Annotated in this window: 16 protein-coding genes; 4 read left to right on the forward strand and 12 right to left on the reverse strand. The window is 70.9% G+C overall.

Features of this window, described 5'->3' with window-relative positions:
- Nucleotides 1-73 precede the first annotated feature (73 nt).
- Nucleotides 74-283, forward strand: a complete 210-nt coding sequence (locus LBW94_RS04905) for a hypothetical protein (protein WP_225058682.1) — start codon at nucleotides 74-76, stop codon at nucleotides 281-283.
- A 50-nt stretch (nucleotides 284-333) separates the two neighbouring features.
- Here the strand turns inward: LBW94_RS04905 and LBW94_RS04910 are convergent, their stop codons facing one another.
- Entirely contained in the window at nucleotides 334-705 is a 372-nt protein-coding gene (locus LBW94_RS04910; RefSeq protein ID WP_225058683.1) for a DUF2218 domain-containing protein, read from the reverse strand.
- 6 nt (nucleotides 706-711) lie between these two features.
- Nucleotides 712-1308 carry a class I SAM-dependent methyltransferase gene (locus LBW94_RS04915; protein ID WP_225058684.1) on the reverse strand — a complete coding sequence of 199 codons (597 nt, stop codon included), beginning with the start codon at nucleotides 1306-1308 and terminating at the stop codon, nucleotides 712-714.
- Nucleotides 1309-1422: 114 nt separating this feature from the next.
- On the opposite strand from LBW94_RS04915, the gene LBW94_RS04920 reads away from it, so the two are divergent.
- Nucleotides 1423-2001: a TetR/AcrR family transcriptional regulator gene (locus tag LBW94_RS04920; RefSeq protein WP_225058685.1), complete on the forward strand. Its 579-nt coding sequence runs from the start codon at nucleotides 1423-1425 to the stop codon at nucleotides 1999-2001.
- 46 nt (nucleotides 2002-2047) lie between these two features.
- Here LBW94_RS04920 and LBW94_RS04925 read toward each other — a convergent pair whose 3' ends face one another.
- The 3 genes from LBW94_RS04925 to LBW94_RS04935 all read right to left on the reverse strand — a co-directional run bounded on the left by LBW94_RS04925 (nucleotide 2048) and on the right by LBW94_RS04935 (nucleotide 3933).
- Complete coding sequence (locus LBW94_RS04925; protein ID WP_225058686.1) at nucleotides 2048-2338, reverse strand: DUF1330 domain-containing protein; 291 nt, start codon at nucleotides 2336-2338, stop codon at nucleotides 2048-2050.
- A gap of 62 nt (nucleotides 2339-2400) precedes the next feature.
- Nucleotides 2401-3429 (reverse strand): LLM class flavin-dependent oxidoreductase, encoded by a 1029-nt coding sequence (locus tag LBW94_RS04930; protein ID WP_225058687.1) that lies wholly within the window; start codon nucleotides 3427-3429, stop codon nucleotides 2401-2403.
- Between the two features lie 153 nt (nucleotides 3430-3582).
- Nucleotides 3583-3933 (reverse strand): winged helix-turn-helix transcriptional regulator, encoded by a 351-nt coding sequence (locus LBW94_RS04935; protein ID WP_225058688.1) that lies wholly within the window; start codon nucleotides 3931-3933, stop codon nucleotides 3583-3585.
- 101 nt (nucleotides 3934-4034) lie between these two features.
- Here LBW94_RS04935 and LBW94_RS04940 point away from each other — a divergent pair, with 101 nt between their 5' ends.
- Nucleotides 4035-4919, forward strand: a complete 885-nt coding sequence (locus LBW94_RS04940; protein ID WP_225058689.1) for an alpha/beta hydrolase — start codon at nucleotides 4035-4037, stop codon at nucleotides 4917-4919.
- A gap of 281 nt (nucleotides 4920-5200) precedes the next feature.
- Here LBW94_RS04940 and ligD read toward each other — a convergent pair whose 3' ends face one another.
- From ligD to LBW94_RS04955, 3 genes are all read right to left on the reverse strand, one after another.
- Nucleotides 5201-6160: a non-homologous end-joining DNA ligase gene (gene ligD / locus LBW94_RS04945; RefSeq protein ID WP_225058690.1), complete on the reverse strand. Its 960-nt coding sequence runs from the start codon at nucleotides 6158-6160 to the stop codon at nucleotides 5201-5203.
- A 32-nt stretch (nucleotides 6161-6192) separates the two neighbouring features.
- Nucleotides 6193-8031, reverse strand: coding sequence for an LCP family protein (locus tag LBW94_RS04950; RefSeq protein WP_225058691.1), 1839 nt, complete (start codon nucleotides 8029-8031; stop codon nucleotides 6193-6195).
- A gap of 109 nt (nucleotides 8032-8140) precedes the next feature.
- A complete protein-coding gene (locus LBW94_RS04955; RefSeq protein ID WP_225058692.1) occupies nucleotides 8141-8851 on the reverse strand; it encodes a TetR/AcrR family transcriptional regulator in 711 nt (236 codons plus the stop codon).
- Between the two features lie 234 nt (nucleotides 8852-9085).
- Between LBW94_RS04955 and lexA the strand changes: the two genes are divergently transcribed.
- Nucleotides 9086-9748, forward strand: a complete 663-nt coding sequence (gene lexA, locus LBW94_RS04960) for a transcriptional repressor LexA (RefSeq protein WP_225058693.1) — start codon at nucleotides 9086-9088, stop codon at nucleotides 9746-9748.
- Nucleotides 9749-9797: 49 nt separating this feature from the next.
- Here lexA and LBW94_RS04965 read toward each other — a convergent pair whose 3' ends face one another.
- The 4 genes from LBW94_RS04965 to LBW94_RS04980 form a co-directional block, all read right to left on the reverse strand.
- Nucleotides 9798-11813 carry an ArnT family glycosyltransferase gene (locus tag LBW94_RS04965; protein WP_225058694.1) on the reverse strand — a complete coding sequence of 672 codons (2016 nt, stop codon included), beginning with the start codon at nucleotides 11811-11813 and terminating at the stop codon, nucleotides 9798-9800.
- Nucleotides 11814-11896: 83 nt separating this feature from the next.
- Nucleotides 11897-12964 (reverse strand): alpha/beta hydrolase, encoded by a 1068-nt coding sequence (locus tag LBW94_RS04970; protein ID WP_225058695.1) that lies wholly within the window; start codon nucleotides 12962-12964, stop codon nucleotides 11897-11899.
- Between the two features lie 323 nt (nucleotides 12965-13287).
- Entirely contained in the window at nucleotides 13288-14616 is a 1329-nt protein-coding gene (locus tag LBW94_RS04975; protein ID WP_225058696.1) for a glycoside hydrolase family 1 protein, read from the reverse strand.
- A gap of 41 nt (nucleotides 14617-14657) precedes the next feature.
- Nucleotides 14658-16049: an MFS transporter gene (locus LBW94_RS04980; RefSeq protein ID WP_225058697.1), complete on the reverse strand. Its 1392-nt coding sequence runs from the start codon at nucleotides 16047-16049 to the stop codon at nucleotides 14658-14660.
- Between the last annotated feature and the right edge of the window lie 31 nt (nucleotides 16050-16080).

Here is a 16080-nt window from a genome sequence, read left to right on the forward strand (position 1 = left end):
GCGAGCCGGGCGGTCGGAATCCTTGCCGGCGTCTGCTCCGAAGACTGTCCGGGGGCCGAGGACGGAGGGTTTCGTGACCGACGATGCCGCAGCCATGCGTGCCGCTGCTGCCGCAGATCCTGTATTCGTTTTCCGCCATGGCTGGTCGCGGCTGCGGTGCCCGGTGTGCGACGAGGTGTTCTACGACGGCCGGTGGATCAGCCCCGGCGACATGGAGGTGATGCGGTTGTTCCACCGGATCGCCTGCCGGATCGGCGGTGGCGCCACAGGAAGTGGACGGTGACGGCCGACACCACCAGCCACGCTGCTGCCCGCCCGGACACCCGCCCGTTCTCATCGCGGATCTCCCGGTGCCGACTCCGGTTCGGCGGCAACCCATTCGACGTCCAGGCGGCCGAACCGGCGGAGATCGTCACCGATCACGGCGCACAGTCGCGCCGCGGCGGCCGCGTCGGCGGCGTCGAGACGGATCGACAGCAGCGCCGGCTCCGCCGTGAACTCCGCCCGTCCCCACGGCTCGAACTCGACCACACCACGGGTGTCGCCGAATTCGGTCACCCGCACCGCCGCGGGCCGCGCGCCCGCACCACCGTGACGGCGGATGCGGTGACCGCGCCCGTCACCCATGGCGGTGGCGTGCCGGCAGAACTGTGCCAGATAGCGTGCGGCCCGGTCGGTCGCGATGCGGGCGTGCAGTACGGGCATGGTCGATCACCGCCTGGTCAGCTGGACGAACCAGGCCGCGGCCGCCCCGGCGCCCACCGCGATCTCGAGCGTGGCCGCCTCGAGCGCATCCACCTGCCACCCGTCCGCGAAGGCCGCGTCGATCTCGGCCCGGCTCAACCGGTGTGGTCCCCACGAACCCGGCTGCGCGTCGCTGAACCCCAGCATGAAGAACCGGCCACCGGACGGGATCACCGCCGCCAGCGCCCGCACGTATCGCTGCCGGGCGGCCCCGGTGAACAGATGGAACAGCCCGCAGTCCAGCACCGTATCGAAGGTTTCACCCAGCTCACCGAGCCGACCGGCGTCGTACTCCAGGAACCGGGCCGTCAGCCCCCGCTCGCGCGCCTTGGCCGCCGCGCCGGCCAGCGCCTCCGCGGACAGATCCACGCCGGTGGCGTCCAGCCCCAGGCGCGCGGCCAGCAGCGCGTGCTCGCCGGTGCCACACCCGGCGTCGAGTACCCGGCCGGTGAGCGCGCCGGATTCGGCCAGCGCCAGGAACACCGGCTGCGGCCGGTCGATGTCCCACGGCGGTGTGGTGGCGTACCGGGTGTCGGGGCGGTGGTCCGGGGAAGGTGCGGACATCGGCGATCTCTCCTCGAAGGACGGTGTCGAGCTGTCGCCGCCGAATTTATCCATACACTGTGTCTCTATGCAAGACCCAATGTCTCGAGTAGGGAACTCGTGTATCGTGTGCTGGTGCCGAAGCTGTGGAACGACACCATCGCCTCGCATCGCTCCCAGGTGAGTGACGCGATCCTCGACACCACCGCCGCCCTGGTGTTCGAGCAGGGCCTGCGGGCGGTCACGATGGCGCAGATCGCCGAGCGCGCCGGCATCGGCCGAGCAACCCTGTACAAGTACTTCCCCGACGTCGACGCGATCCTGCACGCCTGGCACGGCCGCCAGATCGGCGAGCACCTCCGGCAGTTGACCGCGGTCCGTGACGGCACCGGCGACCCGGCCCAGCGCCTGACCGCCGTCCTGACCAGCTACGCCCATATCGTGCAGCAAACCCGCAGCCACGACACCGAACTGGTGAAATTCCTGCACCCCGACCAGCAGATCGTCGATGCCCAGCAACACCTGCGCGAACTGATCCGCACCCTCATCGCCGAAGGAGCCAGCACCGGCCACCTCCGCGCCGACATCGACCCCACCGAACTGGCCAACTACTGCCTGCACGCCCTCACCGCCGCCGCCACCCTCACCGACCCCGCCGCCGTCACCCGCCTGATCGACCTCACCCGCACCGGACTGCGCGCACCCGGGTCGTGACCCGAGCGGCACGGGCACCCACCGTCCGCGCCGCACCCGTGGCCGGTCAGAAGCCGGAGATGATCACCGCGTTGCTGTCGGCCGCGGCGTGCCGCAAGGGTTTTGCCCGGCTGTAGCCCTCCGAGTCGTACCAGGCGCGTGCCGCCTCCGGCGACTCGAATTCCAGGACCACGGTTTTGTCGCCGTGCCACCCGCCTTCGAGGACCTGCGGCCGGCTGTCGACCGCGAGGACCTTCGCGCCACCGGCGGCCAAGGACGGTGCGGCCGCGCGACTGTACGCCTCCATACCGGCCGGGTCGCTGATTGCTTCGGTGACGATGACATATGCCTTGGGCATGGGGAGGTTCCTGTTCGAACGGGCGTCGAGGACGCGAGACCGGTTGCGGGGATGCGGGGTGGTCAGCGGAAGGCCGGAATCACTTCCCGCGCGAAGATTTCCGCGTATTTCACGAACGCCGACGGCGGCATACCGGGCGGCAGCATCATCATGAAATGCTCGACCGGCGCCGCGGCGCGCATGTCCTGGAACATCGCTATGGCCTCGCCGGGGGTCAGTATCGACAACGTGCCGCTGGTCGCGAATTCTTCCAGGGTCATGGGTTCGAGCCGGGTGTCCTCGCTCATGCCGGTGGATTCCCGTTCCTCGGCATGCCATTGCCCGTAGGTGTTGTTCACGTGATGGTAGTAGGGCGCGAGTTCGTGCATCGCCTGTTCGGGATCATCCGCGACGACCGTGAACAGACCCTGGATTCGCACCCGCCCACTGTCCGGATCCTTACCGGCCGCGACCAATTTCTCCCGGTACAGGCCGACGAATTCCGGATTGCCGAAATACCCGTCACCGTATCGCGCCACCCGTTCGATCGCCCGGCCGGTGAAACCTCCCAGGTAGAGCGGAATGTGCCCGCGGGGCGGTGGCGGGGTGACGGTCGCGTTCGCCACGGTGAAATGCTTTCCCGCATACGAGACGCGCTCGCCCGACCACAGTTTCGTGACGATGTCCAGGAACTCGTCCGTACGGCGGCCGCGAGTGGTGAAATCGACCCCGTAACCGTCGGCCTCGCGCCGGCGGTAGCCGATTCCCAGCGCCATTTCCAGCCGCCCGCCGGACAATATGTCGAGCACCGCGCATTCTTCGGCGAACCGCACCGGATGATAGAGCGGCGCCAGCGCGATCGCCGAACCGATCCTCATCGTCGTGGTACGCGCGGCGACAGCCGCGAGCGCGACCAGCGGCGAGGGCATGTAGCCGTCGTCGGCGCCGTGGTGCTCGGGGATCCAGGCTCCTGCGAAACCGGCGCCCTCGCTCCACGTGACGAACTCCAGTATCTCCGCGTAGAGGTCGGCCGGCGGCCGGTACCATTGCGCGGGATTTCTGAAGTCGTAGAGATAACCGAACGACAATTTTTCCACCAGACCTCCAGCCACCGGTGAACTCCGGCTCCGCGGCGGCGCGAGGCGGTCACCCGCAGCCTCCTGCCGTCCCGGGCCGTATCACCCTCCACAGCACCGTACACACAGCATCGCAATACCAAAAAGAAGTCTCGTCGGCAGCGTTCGCCGGCGCGGGTCCGGCGGATCTCACTGCGGCGCGGGGTGCGGATCGCCCGGATGCTCCACGGCCCACCGGCAGATCGCGGCCAGCGGAGTCTCCAGGGAGCGGCCGAGTGCGGTGAGCGAGTATTCGACGTGCGCGGGAGCGGTCTGCTTGTGGACCTGCCGGTGGACCAGCCCGTCGGCCTCCATGGCGCGCAACGTCTCCGTGAGGACCTTCTGGGTGATGCCGGGCAGGCGCTTGCGCAGGCGGGCAGGGCGGGCGGGTTCGTCCAGCAGCGCGTAGATCAGCAGGATCCGCCATTTCGCGGCCAGCCGTTCCAGGGCCTGCCGGGTCGCGCACGATTCCTCGAGCACGTCCGGGATCGTGAGCGTCATCGGTGTGCCTCCGGATGCCGAAAGGCACCTCGCAGTGCCTTCTGTCGCAGGCCGTTCCCCGGCCCTACCGTCGATTGCACACCATCGGAGGGAGTTTCACCATGATCAGTGCGACCGAGCGGGAATCGACCCGCTACACCTTCACCCGCGACGGTGATCAACTGGTCGGCACGCTCCATCTGCCCGCGGGAACGCCGATCGCGGCGGTGGTCACCACCGGGCCGCTGACCTCGGTCAAGGAGCAGGCGTCCGGGGTGTACGCGGCCGCGTTGGCCCGGCGCGGATTCGCGGCGCTGGCGTTCGACCACCGGAGCTTCGGCGAGAGTGGCGGAACACCACGACAATTGGAGGATCCCCTGGGCAAGGTCGCCGACATCCGGGCGGCGGTCACGGCGCTGCGCGACGATCCGGCCACGGCCGGATTGCCGGTGGTGGCGCTGGGGGTGTGCGCCGGTGGGGGATACATGGCCCGCGCGGTCGCCGGCGACGACCGGATTCGCGCCTTCGCCGGGGTGGCGGGGGTGTACCCGGATCCTGTTGCCGCACCGCCGGATCCGGCGGCACTCGAACGCGGTCGCGCGGCCCGGCGACGCCGGCTCGCCGACGGTTTCGTCGAGACCATCCCGGCGGTCGCGGCCGGAAACGGGGACGTGGCGATGCCACTGACCGAGGCGTTCGAGTACTACGGCACCGCGCGCGGCGCGGTCCCGCACTACGTCAACCGGTTCGCCGTCGAATCCTTCGAGCACACCGCGGGTTTCGACGCCATGACGGCCGCCGCCCGGCTGCGGGTCCCGGTCCTGATCGTCCATTCGGACCATGCCCTCGCACCCGCGTGGGCCCGGCAGTTCCACGCCGCCGTGACCGCGCCGAAGTCGCAACTGTGGCTGGAGTCGGCCGGGCAGATCGACTTCTACGACGACCACCGGCTGATCGAACCGGCCGCCGATGCCGCCGCGGAACTCTTCGCCGCAGCGATCCGGTAGCAGCCGGTCCGCGTCGGGCTCGGCGGGAAGCGGCCGGCGAGGTCACCGCACGGTGCACCTCGGAGTTGACAACGGGTAAACCGTTGGTCGGTGCCTCGGTGCCTCGGTGCCTCGGTGCCTCGGTGACCAGGGCCGGACGGGTGGCGGGACCTCGAGACCGGCGACTACTTCACCGCGGCGGCCGCCCGCCGCGCCGAGCGGATCTGGTCGCCGCACCACGGCCGCACGAGCACAGCCGCCGCTGACCTACCGGTCGTCGCCGAAACCGGTGCAGGCCGGAGCTATTCGGGCAGCACCACCGAATCCGCCGACCGGTCCGAGTGCAGCCCCAGGAACGAGGGCTGGCGCAGCACACCGTCGCCGGTCAGTTCGCGATATTCGACCAGGGCCACCAGCAGCGGCCGCACCCAGGTCACCGCGGCGGGCAGTTTCGGCGGGTCGGCCAAGGGCGGATCGTCGCGGCGCAACCGGTCGAGGACTTCGCGCAGGCGTTGCCGGGCCGGGCGGGTGAACCCGGTGCCGACCGAGCCGAGGAAACGCAACCGGCCCTGCGGATCGTGTGCGGCCAGCACCAGGGAGCCGAAAGTGGCCGTGTTGGAGCCGGTTCCGGCTTGGAAGCCGATCACGACCGCATCGGTGCTGCGGCGCAGCGGTACCTTGATCCAGGCCGGGGAGCGGCGGCCGGGGGAGTATCCGGCGTCGGTGCGTTTGAGGACGATGCCCTCCAGACCGGATTCCGCGGCGGCCGCCAGCATCCGGTCCTGGTCGGCGTCCAGCCAGTACGGGGGCACGCGGATCAGGTCTGTGTCCAGGTGCAGAGCCTCGAGCAGGCGGCGGCGCTCGAGGTAGGGGTGGTGCAGGATCGGCTCGCCGTCGAGGGTCAGCAGGTCGAACACGAAATACCGCACCGGGACCGCCGCGATCAGCGCGGGGCTCACGCGGGTGACATGCATGCGGCGCTGGAGGCGTTCGAAGACCGGGGCGCCGGTGGGGCCCGGCGCCACGATCTCCCCGTCGAGGATCAGATCACGACCGTTCGCGGCATTCAGCAACGATTCGGCCAACTCTGGGTACTGGGCGCTGATCTCCCGGCTGTTCCGGCTGTAGATTCGGCATTTCGCGGGATGGCAGTGCGAGATCGCCCGGACGCCATCCCATTTCATCTCCACGGCCCAGTCGCGGCCCAGCGTGTGCGGCCGCGGTCCCACGGCCGCCAGCATCGGTGCCGGCGTGCGCCCCACCAGGGCAGCATACCGTCAGCAAATACTGTGCGTCAGTTCACACAGGGGATGTCGGAGCCGATGCTGGTGGTGACCGGTTTACCGGAATCGGGCAGTCCGTCGGCGGGGGTCGTGGTGGCGGCCGCCGAGCCGGTGCTGCCCGCCTCGGTGGCGGAACCGGCCGTGCCGGTGGCCGTGGTGGCGGTGCTGCCGGAGGTGCTCGAGGTCAGCTCGTCGGGCAGGTTGAAATCGGTGCCGATGACCACCTTCACATGCCCGGCGTCGACGTTCTTGGAGGCCGCGGTGGGCAGGCCGCCGAGGGCATCGGCGACCTGGGTGGCGTCGGTGTCGGCGCCGGAACCGAAGTACACCACCGAGCTCGAGCCGTCGGCGTACCCGGCGTTGCCGGTGCTGCCCTGCGGGAAACCCTTGGCGGACAACGACGTCGACACCTTCGCGGCCATCCCGCTGGGCGCCCCCGCGTTGACCACGTCGACGGTGCTGGTGGGGGTGGCCTTCGGGGCCGGCGCGGTCTGCACGCCGAACGCCGCGCGCACGATCCGCTTGATCGCGGGCGCATCCACGACGTTGACGTCCTGGTCGTCGACGGTGTCGTACCGCAGCACCGGCAGGGTCTGGAACGAGATCGGGATCGACCCGGCCCGGCCCATCGTCTGCGCGAAGTCGACCAGATTCCAGCCCTGCGACAGCACGATGTCGTTCTGCGCCAGCGTGATCAGCCGTTGCAGCCCGCCGATGTTGGTGAGCGTGCCGCCGTCCTTGAGCTTCTTCGCCGCCGCGGTCAGGAACGCCTGCTGCCGATGGGTGCGGTCGAGGTCGCCGTTCTCCAGTTCGTGGCGCTGCCGCACGAACGCCAGCGAGTCGGAGGCGTCCAGGTGCTGCGGACCGGCCGGGAACACCGCGCCGGAGTAGTAGCTGTCGTCGACGGCGTGGTTGAGACACACGTCGATGCCGCCGAGCAGATTCGCGATGTCGTAGAAGCCGACCAGCGACACCTCGGCGAACCGGTTGATCGGCACCCCGGTGAACGCCTTGACGGTGTTCACGATCGACTCGCGGCCGGCCTCGCGGCCCTGCTGCTCCAGCTCGATCGGATCCTTCACGCCCTGGTTCATCAGCTGCTGTTCCCGGTACGCCTTGCGCAGGCCGTAGGCCTCCTTGATCTTGGCGTGGTCGTAGCCTGGAATGCCGGTGACCGGCACATAGTCGTCGCGCGGGATCGAGAAGGCGGTGATCTGCTTCAGATCCTTCGGAATGTGCACCAGGATCAGCGAATTGGCGTTGTAGCCGCCCTCGGTGCCGTCACCGGCGTGCAACTGGTCGAGGATGTCCTTGGGCAGATCGTTGCCGTTGCGGTCCTTGCGGGTGTCCAGGCCGATCAGCAGGATGTTCAGATCGCCGTCGAGAGCGGCGGCGTCCTGCTCGCTGATCGCCTTCGACCGGGTGAAACCGCCGTCGACGCTGCGTTCGGTGTAGTACGCGAAACCGGTGCCGGTGACGACGATGACCGCGCTGGCCGCGGCCAGGATGCGGCCGCTGAGCCGGGCCCGGCGCTGGGCGCGCCGCTGCGACGGCTGCTTCGCCCGGCGCGCGGCGCGACGCGGGGACGTCGGCACCGCCGGAACGAACCGGTCGGTCGGCCTGTCGGCATCGGCGGCGGCCTCGCCGCGGGTGCCGGATGCCCGTTCACCCCGGGCCCCGGCGGCCCGCTCGGCGCGGGCCCCGGACCGGCTCGCGGATGCGGCACGGGCGCCGTGCTTCGCCTCGGCCGGACCACCGGCCGGCGCCTGCTCCGCCCGTTCGGGCCGAGTGTGGCGACCTCCCGGTCGCGGGTCGGCCACGACCGGTATCGGTTGGGTTTCGTCGTTCATCTCGCCGTACAGTCTCACATCACTGGGCTGTGGATATGCTGAGAGTTGTCGTCATCAGATTGTGACATCCTGCCCGATCTCGGCCTGGAATGCACATCCGCGAGGCCGTTCAGCCCGAGGTCGCGGCGGCGAAACCCAGCATCCGGCACAGCGTATCCAGCTGATATTCGAAGACCGCGGCCCGGTCGGTGAAGGTGTCGGCACCGTACATGTCGAATATGTCGAAGCTCACCGCACCGAACAGCGCCGACCACACCGGCAGCGCACGGGCCAGCGCCCAGTCCGGCAGGTCCAGGCCGATCTCGGCCCTGATCGCGGCCATGTCCGCGATCAGCGACTGCGGCAGCGCCGCCGCGACGGGCGCGACCAGCAGCCCGTCGCGCGCGGCCTGCTCGACGATGCCCAGCAGCGCCACGATCACCCGGGTGCCCGGCGGCACGGTCTGCTCGGCGGGCGCCTCGTAACCGGGCACCGGGCTACCGAACAGCAAGCCGTAGCGGGCCGGTTCGGCCAGCGCCCACTCCCGCACCGCCCGGCCCAGCGCCCGCAGCCGTTGCTGCGGCCCCGCGGGCGTGGCCGCCAGCGCGGCGTCGACGGCGTCGCCGAGTTCGGTGTAGGCGTCGACCACCAGCAGGGTCAGCAACTCGTCGCGGCTGCGGACATAGCGGTAGATCGCCGAGGACACCACCCCGAGGTCGCGGGCGACCGCCCGCAGCGACAGCGCCGCCGCGCCGTGCACCGCCAGGTGCTCGCGGCCGATGCGCACGATGTCTTCCATGGTGCGGGCGCGGGCGCGGGCCCGGGGTGTACTGGTCGCCATCCTCCCAGGGTGCCATCCGAGAGCACTGCGTGCAAATGTGATCACCGCTCCTCGGGATGGGCGCTCCCGGCCCGACGCCTGTCCGCCCGCCTCACGCCCGCGCGGCCGGTCCGCTCTCCCGCCGCCTGTCGGCTCACGCCTGCTCGGCCGGTCCGCTCTGGCCGCCGCCCACCCGCCGCTCGTCCGGCCGTCCCGCCGCCGGACCCGATCACCGTGTGTGACTAGGATTTCCGGGTGACCGGATACGACGCGTTCGAGCACCTCGACACCAGCATCCTGCCGCCGCGGCAACAGCGCATCCTCGGCGTGATTCGCGACTGGGTGGTGCGCCATGGCTACCCGCCCAGCACCCGGGAACTGGCCGACGCGGTCGGGCTGCGCTCGCCGGCCACCGTGTCGAGACACCTGAAGGCGTTGGAGGACAAGGGTTTCCTGCGCCGCAGCGACAGCCTCACCCGGCCGATCGACGTGCGGCTGTTCCTGCGGTCCGCACCCGAGCGGTCCCGCGGCGCGGACGACGGCGAGGCGGTGTCGGTCCCCGTGGTCGGCGACATCGCCGCCGGCACCCCGATCCTCGCCGAGGAGCACACCGACGATCTGCTCACCGTCTCCCGCAGCCTGGTCGGCCGCGGCACCGTGTTCGGGCTGCGGGTGCGCGGCGACTCGATGATCGACGCCGCCATCTGCGACGGCGACCTGGTCGTGGTCCGCCAGCAGCACGAGGCCCACTCCGGCGACATCGTCGCGGCCATGATCGACGGCGAGGCGACGGTGAAGGTGTACCGCCGCCGCAACGGTCACGTCCACCTCGAACCCCGCAACCCCGCCTATCCGGTCATCGACGGCGATCGCGCGCAGGTGCTCGGCAAGGTGGTGTCGGTGATGCGGCGGGTGTAGCCGGCCGTGGGTACCGGTGGGACACACCGGTACCCACGAGCCATCCGGTTCAGTGCGGGTCGGCGGTCAGGTCGTAGACCACCAGGCCGTCCAGGTGCCGGGCCGGGTAGTGGGCCGACACCCAGTCGTAGATCTCGGTGTCGCCCACCGGATGCCACCAGCCGGCGGCCGGACTGTACGGCGCCGCATCGGATTTCGCGGCCGCGCTCTTGTCGGTGCGCCACGCGTCCGGCAGCTTCACCTCGGCGGCCAGATAGTAGGAGATCTGGTGGGTGTGCACCAGGTCCTGGAACCGGGCCAGGGTCGGGGTCGGATCCTCGGAGGTGAAGCCGCCGATCGCCATCACCGGGATGTGGCCGGCCAGTTCCAGACCGGCGGCCGGGCCGGATCGGTCGATGGCCGCCGCCCAGCGGGTCCGGGTGGCCTGCAACTGGGACACCAGTTGCGGGTCGTAGTCGCTGCCGCCCATCATCACCATCAACTGCTTGCGGAACATCGCGAACACCCCGGACTGCGCGTCCGGCCGGGCCGGGCCCACCGAGGGCCCGCCGCCGGTGTGCGACTCCGGCAGCGTCGCCGCGGCGTACGCGGTGGATCCGGCGAGGCCGCCGACCAGCCCGAGCGCCAGCAGCACCGCCGTGGCCCGCACGGGCACCCGCCGGCCCACCGGCGGCACCGTCGTGGCCAGCAGTACGACCACCGCCACTGCCGTCACCGCCAGAATCGTCCAGCGCAGCCACGGCTGCCAGTCGGCATTGCGGTGCAGCAGCACGAACGCCCAGCCGCCCGCGGCGGCCACGAGCAACGCGCCGGCGCCGCGGCCGAGCGCGTCGCCCCGGCGCCGCCACGCCTCGAACGCGCCCAGCGCCACGCTGCCCGCCACCGCGGGCGCGATCGCCAGCGTGTAGTAGGCGTGCATCCCGCCCTGCATCGCCGAGAACGCGACCGCGTCGATCAGCAGCCACAACCCGAACAGCACGGCCGCGCCGCGCACGAGGTCGGTGCGCGGCGTGCGCCACCGCAGCACCAGCACCACCAGGAACGCCACCACCGCGGCGGGCAGCAGCCAGGAGATCTCGAAGCCGATCTCCCCGGCGAACATACGCGTCGGACCGGTCCCGTTGCCGCCGAAACCGCCACCGCCGCCCCCGAAGCGCGGGAACTCGTACCCCGGCGGCGCCTGGAACAGATTGCGGCCGTGGTGGTTGTGGCCCAGGTAGCGCGCGAAACCGTTGTAGCCGAGCACCAGATCCATGAACGTGTCGTTGGTCGACCCGGCCAGATACGGCCGCGAGGACGACGGCCACAGAATCGTCAGCAGCACATACCAGCCCGAGGAGACGATCAGCGCCGCGGCGGCGGCCAGCAGGTGCAGCACCCGCTTACCGAGGGTGGTCGGCGCGACCAGCAGATAGGCCAGCGCCAGCGCCGGCAGCACCATCAGCCCTTCGAGCATCTTGGCCAGGAAGGCGAAACCCAGTGCGACACCGGCCCACATCAGCCAGCGCACGCTCGCCTTAGGCAGCGCCTTGGTGGTGCACCAGGCGGCGGCGGTCATCGCGAGCACCATCGCGGCGTCGGGATTGTTGAACCGGAACATCAGCGCGGCGACCGGCGTCACCGCGAGCGCGAGCCCGGCCAGCAGCCCGGCGCCGCGGCTGCCGGTCACCCCGGTGACCGACGAGTACAGCAGCGCGACGGCCACCACGGCCATCAGCGCCTCGGGCACCAGCATGCTCGCGCTGGAGAAGCCGAACAGTTGCCCGGAGATGCCCATCACCCACTGCGAGACCGGCGGCTTGTCGACGGTGATGAAGTTCGACGGGTCCAGGGAGCCGAACAGCACGGCCTTCCAGCTGCGGGAGCCGGACCAGGCGGCCGCGGCGTAGAAGCTGTTGCCCATCCGGTTCACGGTGATGTTCCACAGGTAGGCCACGGCGGTGCCGAGCAGCAGCACGATCAACGCGAGCCGCTCCCAGCGGCGTGCGGGCGGCGGACCTGGGGTTTCGATCGGTTCGGAGTCGGTCGATTCGGGCAGGGTCGTGTCGGCTGTCGTCGCTGTCACCGCGGGAGTCTCTCAGTCGTGCCGGTGAGCATCCTGGCCTGAGCCTGGGAGAATTCTGAGAATGACCGGCCCGTGTCCGGCGCTCAGGCGGGATCGGTGGCCAGCGCGTCGGCGAACATCGGCCAGGAGTCGTGCAGATCCTGCTGCCAGTACCCCCAGGAATGGGTGCCGCTGGGCCGCATCTGGAAGGTCGCCGGGATCTGTAGCGCCGCGAACCGGGCGCGCAACCCCTGGGTGCAGGTGTCGGTCACCGTCTCCAGCAGGGCGCCGCCGAGCAGCTGGCCGATCAGTTTGATGCCGTCGCCGCCGATGCCGGGGCCGTAGAGGGTGTCCAGTGGTCCGGGCCAGCCGGTGCCGCTGGACACGTAGATCGCGGTGCCGCGCAACCGATCCGCGTGCAGGTACGGGTCGTTGGCCGCCCAGGCGGGGTCGCCGGGCGGCCCCCACATGTTCACCGGATTACCCGACCAGCTCCCGACCACGGCGCTAACCATCGCCTGGCCCGTCGGATCGCTGGTCTCCACGCACCCGCTGTAGGAGCCGATCGCCTTGTACAGCCCCGGTGCGGCCATCGCCAGCTGGAATACCGAGGTACCCGACATGGACACCCCCGCGATCGCCGCGACCCCGGTGGTGTGCAGCGCCGAGTCGATCACCGGTGGCAGTTCCTCGGTGAGGAAGGTGGTCCACAGCGGCCGTCCCAGCACCGGGTCGTCGGCGCGCCAATCGGTGAAATAGCTGCCGCGGCCGCCGATCGGCACCACCACGTTCACCTGCTTGTCGGCGAAGAAGCCGACCATGTCGGTCTGATCGGTCCAGCCGCCGTTGTTGTCCCCGTCGCCGCCACTGGAGCCGTTGAGCAGGTACAGCGTCGGCGCTGGCGCCCAGGTGTCGTGTGCGCGAAGCACTTTCACGGTGATATCGGAATCCATCGCGGCCGAGTGCACGGTGACGTCGATGAACCGGTCCGCGCCGGGTTCGGCCGCGGTGGCACGGGTGCCGTCGTCGGCGGGCCGGGCGGCGGCGATCAGCGCCGCCGCCACCGCATGCGGCGAGGGCGGTACGCCCGGCTCGGCGGCGGCGGGTACCGCCGGGAGCACTGCGACCGCAGTGAACAGCAGTACCAGCAGTCCGATGATGCGCCGATCCACGATTCCACCTCCGCTGGGTATTGCGGTCCCGATGCAGAAACGGTAAGACCGTTGTCGGCGGCCCGACAAGTCGGTGCGCAGTGTCCTGGACAAGAGACGACACGCTTGTCAGCGCCGCTGGGTCCGCTCACAACCATGGATCGGCGCTGGTCGGGTACCCGGCAGGGGATCGCGCCGCCGTCGGCGCCGGCCGCGGCCACACCGCGCACCCGGCGCAAATGCGCTGTGCGTCCGGTTCGGACACGCTGTTCGTCCGGCCCGGATCCGCTGTGTGCCCGTCGAGAATCGCCTGTGTGCCGGCCGGGTGGCGGCTGTGCGCGCGATCAGCTCGGCACGGTGACCGGATCGGTGCAGCTGTCCGGGGTGTCCACCAGCGAGCAGGCGACCGGGCCGCGGGTGGGCCGGTACCCGGCGGGCACGCCGCCGCCGTGGATCAGCCCGGTGTAGGCGGCCACGGCGTCGGTGGGCCGGCGGGTCAGCGTGCCCCCCGCCCGCACGTCGACGCTGTACAGCCCGAAACGCGGTGTGTAGCTGCCCCATTCGTAGTTGTCGGTGAGGCTCCAATAGTTGTAGCCGAGCACGTCGATGCCGTCGGCGACCGCGCGCTGGATCCAGTAGAGGGTGTCGCGCAGATCGTCGCCGCGGGTGTAGCCGTCGGCGCGGGGCTGTTCGTCGCGGGTCGGCATCCCGTTCTCCACGATGTACAGCGGCAGCCCCGGGAACCGGCGGGCGTAGTGCCGCACCGCGTAATAGATGCCCTCCGCTTGCAGCGGCAGATTCCACAGCCCGTCGAAGCCCGCCGTCGACACCTGCTGGATCGACTGCGGGCTGAACCCGTAGTAGTAGTCGATGCCGACGTAGTCCAGTTTCGCCGCGATCCGATCGAGCATCGGCTCGTTCACGGCCGGCTCCGCGGCGCCGGCGATGTAGGCGAGGTTGCTGGTGACCAGCGCGCCGGGTTGCACCGCGTGGATGTGGTCGTAGGCGCCGAGGTGCGCCGCGATCAGCTTCTCCTGCATCACCGGGACGTCGGCGGCGGCCAGCCCGCCGTTGCCGACCTCGTTGAGCAGATACGCGGTCGGCTCGTTGACGGTCACCCACAGCGGATCGTGGCCGGCGTACCGATCGATCACGGTGCGCGCGTTGGCCAGCCACGCGTCGAGCATGCCCGCGCCCGCCCAGCCGCCGCGATCGGCCACCCAGCCCGGATAGACCCAGTGGTCGAGGGTGATCATGGGCCGGATCCCGTGCCGCGCCAGGGTTGCCAGCACCCGGTCGTAGAAGGCGAAGCCCGCCTCGTCCCAGCCGTCCGGATGTGGTTGCACCCGAGCCCATTCCACGCTGAACCGGTACACGCCGACGCCGAGCCCGGCCGCCAGCGCGATGTCGTCCTCGTAGTGGGTGTAGAAGTCCACCGAGTCGCGGTACGGCTCGTGCGCCGAACCCGCCGCGTACCGGGCCCAATTGCTGTCCGGCGCATGGCCTTCGCACTGGAACCCGGCGCTGGCGACACCCCACAGGAAGTCCTTGCCCAGCGGCGGCACCGCCGCCGGGGCCGGGGCGGCCGCGGCGGGCAGGGCGGGGGCGGACAGTGCTGCGGTGGTTCCGGCGGCGAGGACGGCGAGTGCGTGGCGGCGGGTCAGTGCGGGCATGGAATCCTCATCGTCGAAGGCGGGGCCGGCGAGCGGCATTCTCACCCATCGGCTGGTCGCCTGTCCAGTACGGTCGCGGCCGTGTCGCCGGTGATCCCCCGAGGGCACCCCGCATCCACCTCGCCGCCGGTGGCCGTCTCGGCCGGGGTCCCAGCCGGCCCCGCCGAGGGCGCGTCGATGCGGGGTGCCACCGTCGTGCCGACCGGCACGGTCGCCGCCTCGTCCGCTGTGCGGGCGCGGACCGGCAGCCGGGCCAGATGCCGTCCGGTGGCCGCCACCGCGGCGGCCAGCACCAGCGCGCACACCCCGTTCCAGCCGAACCGTTCGAAGGCCCGCACCCCCAGCCAGGACCCGGCGCTGCCGCCGAGGAAGGCGCAGGTCATGTACGCGGTATTGAGCCGGCCGCGAATATCGCCGGGCAGCGCGAAGATTCGCGCCTGATTGGCGACCTGCCCCGACTGTGTGGCCACGTCCAGCAGCAGCATCCCGGCCGTCACCGCGACCAGCCCGGCGGGCCCGCCGAGGTCGCCGAGCCACAGCACGCCGACCGCGACGAACATCGTGCCCAGCGCCAGCGAGGTGACCCGATCCGGCCCGCGCCGATCCGCGATCCGCCCCGCCCACGGCGTGACGAACATGCTGGCCGCGCCGACCAGCGCGACCAGCCCCACCACCGCCGTGCCCAGCCGGTACCGCGGCCCGGTGATCCACAGCGCCAGCGCCGTCCACGCCGCGGTGAACGCCGCGAACACCACCGCCTGATAGAACGCCGACCGCCGCAACTCCGCGTATTCGCCCAGCAGGCGCACACTCCCGGCCAGCAGCGCCGGATAGGACCGGCGCGACGCCGGCGGCCGCACCGGCGCGATCCGCCGGACCAGCGGCGCCAGCAGCAGCGCCGCCACCGCCGCGACCGCGTAGGGCGCCCGCCAGCCCGCCCACTCGGCGAGTGTCCCGGAGAATGTGCGCGCCAGCAGAATTCCGCCGATCAGCCCGCTGAGCAGGGTGCCGGTGACCGCGCCGCGCCGATCCGGCGCGACCAGTCCCACGGTCATCGGGATGAGGATCTGCGGCACCACCGTGGTCAGCCCGATCGCGGCCGCCGCGGCCAGCAGCACCCCCGGCGAGGGCGCCAGCGCCGCCAGTAGCGACCCGGCGGCGGTCAGCACCAGCAGGGCGGTCAGCAGTGGCCGGTACGGTACCCGGTCGCCCAGTGGCACGAACAGGAAGATGCCTGCGGCATAACCGATCTGCGTGGCCGTGACGGCCAGCGCGGCGGTATGCGGGGCGATGTGCAGCCCGGTGGCGATCGCGGGCGCCAGCGCCTGCGGGAAGTACACGTTGGCCACGGCCACCCCGCAGGCGAGCGCCAGCGCGAGGATCGCCCACCGCGACAACGAGGCGGTGGGCGACGAAGAATCGGGTACCGACATCACGACCTCACTGAGAACCGGTTGAACTGGT

Origin of the sequence: Nocardia sp. alder85J, from assembly GCF_020176955.2 — a bacterium.
GTDB lineage: Bacteria > Actinomycetota > Actinomycetes > Mycobacteriales > Mycobacteriaceae > Nocardia.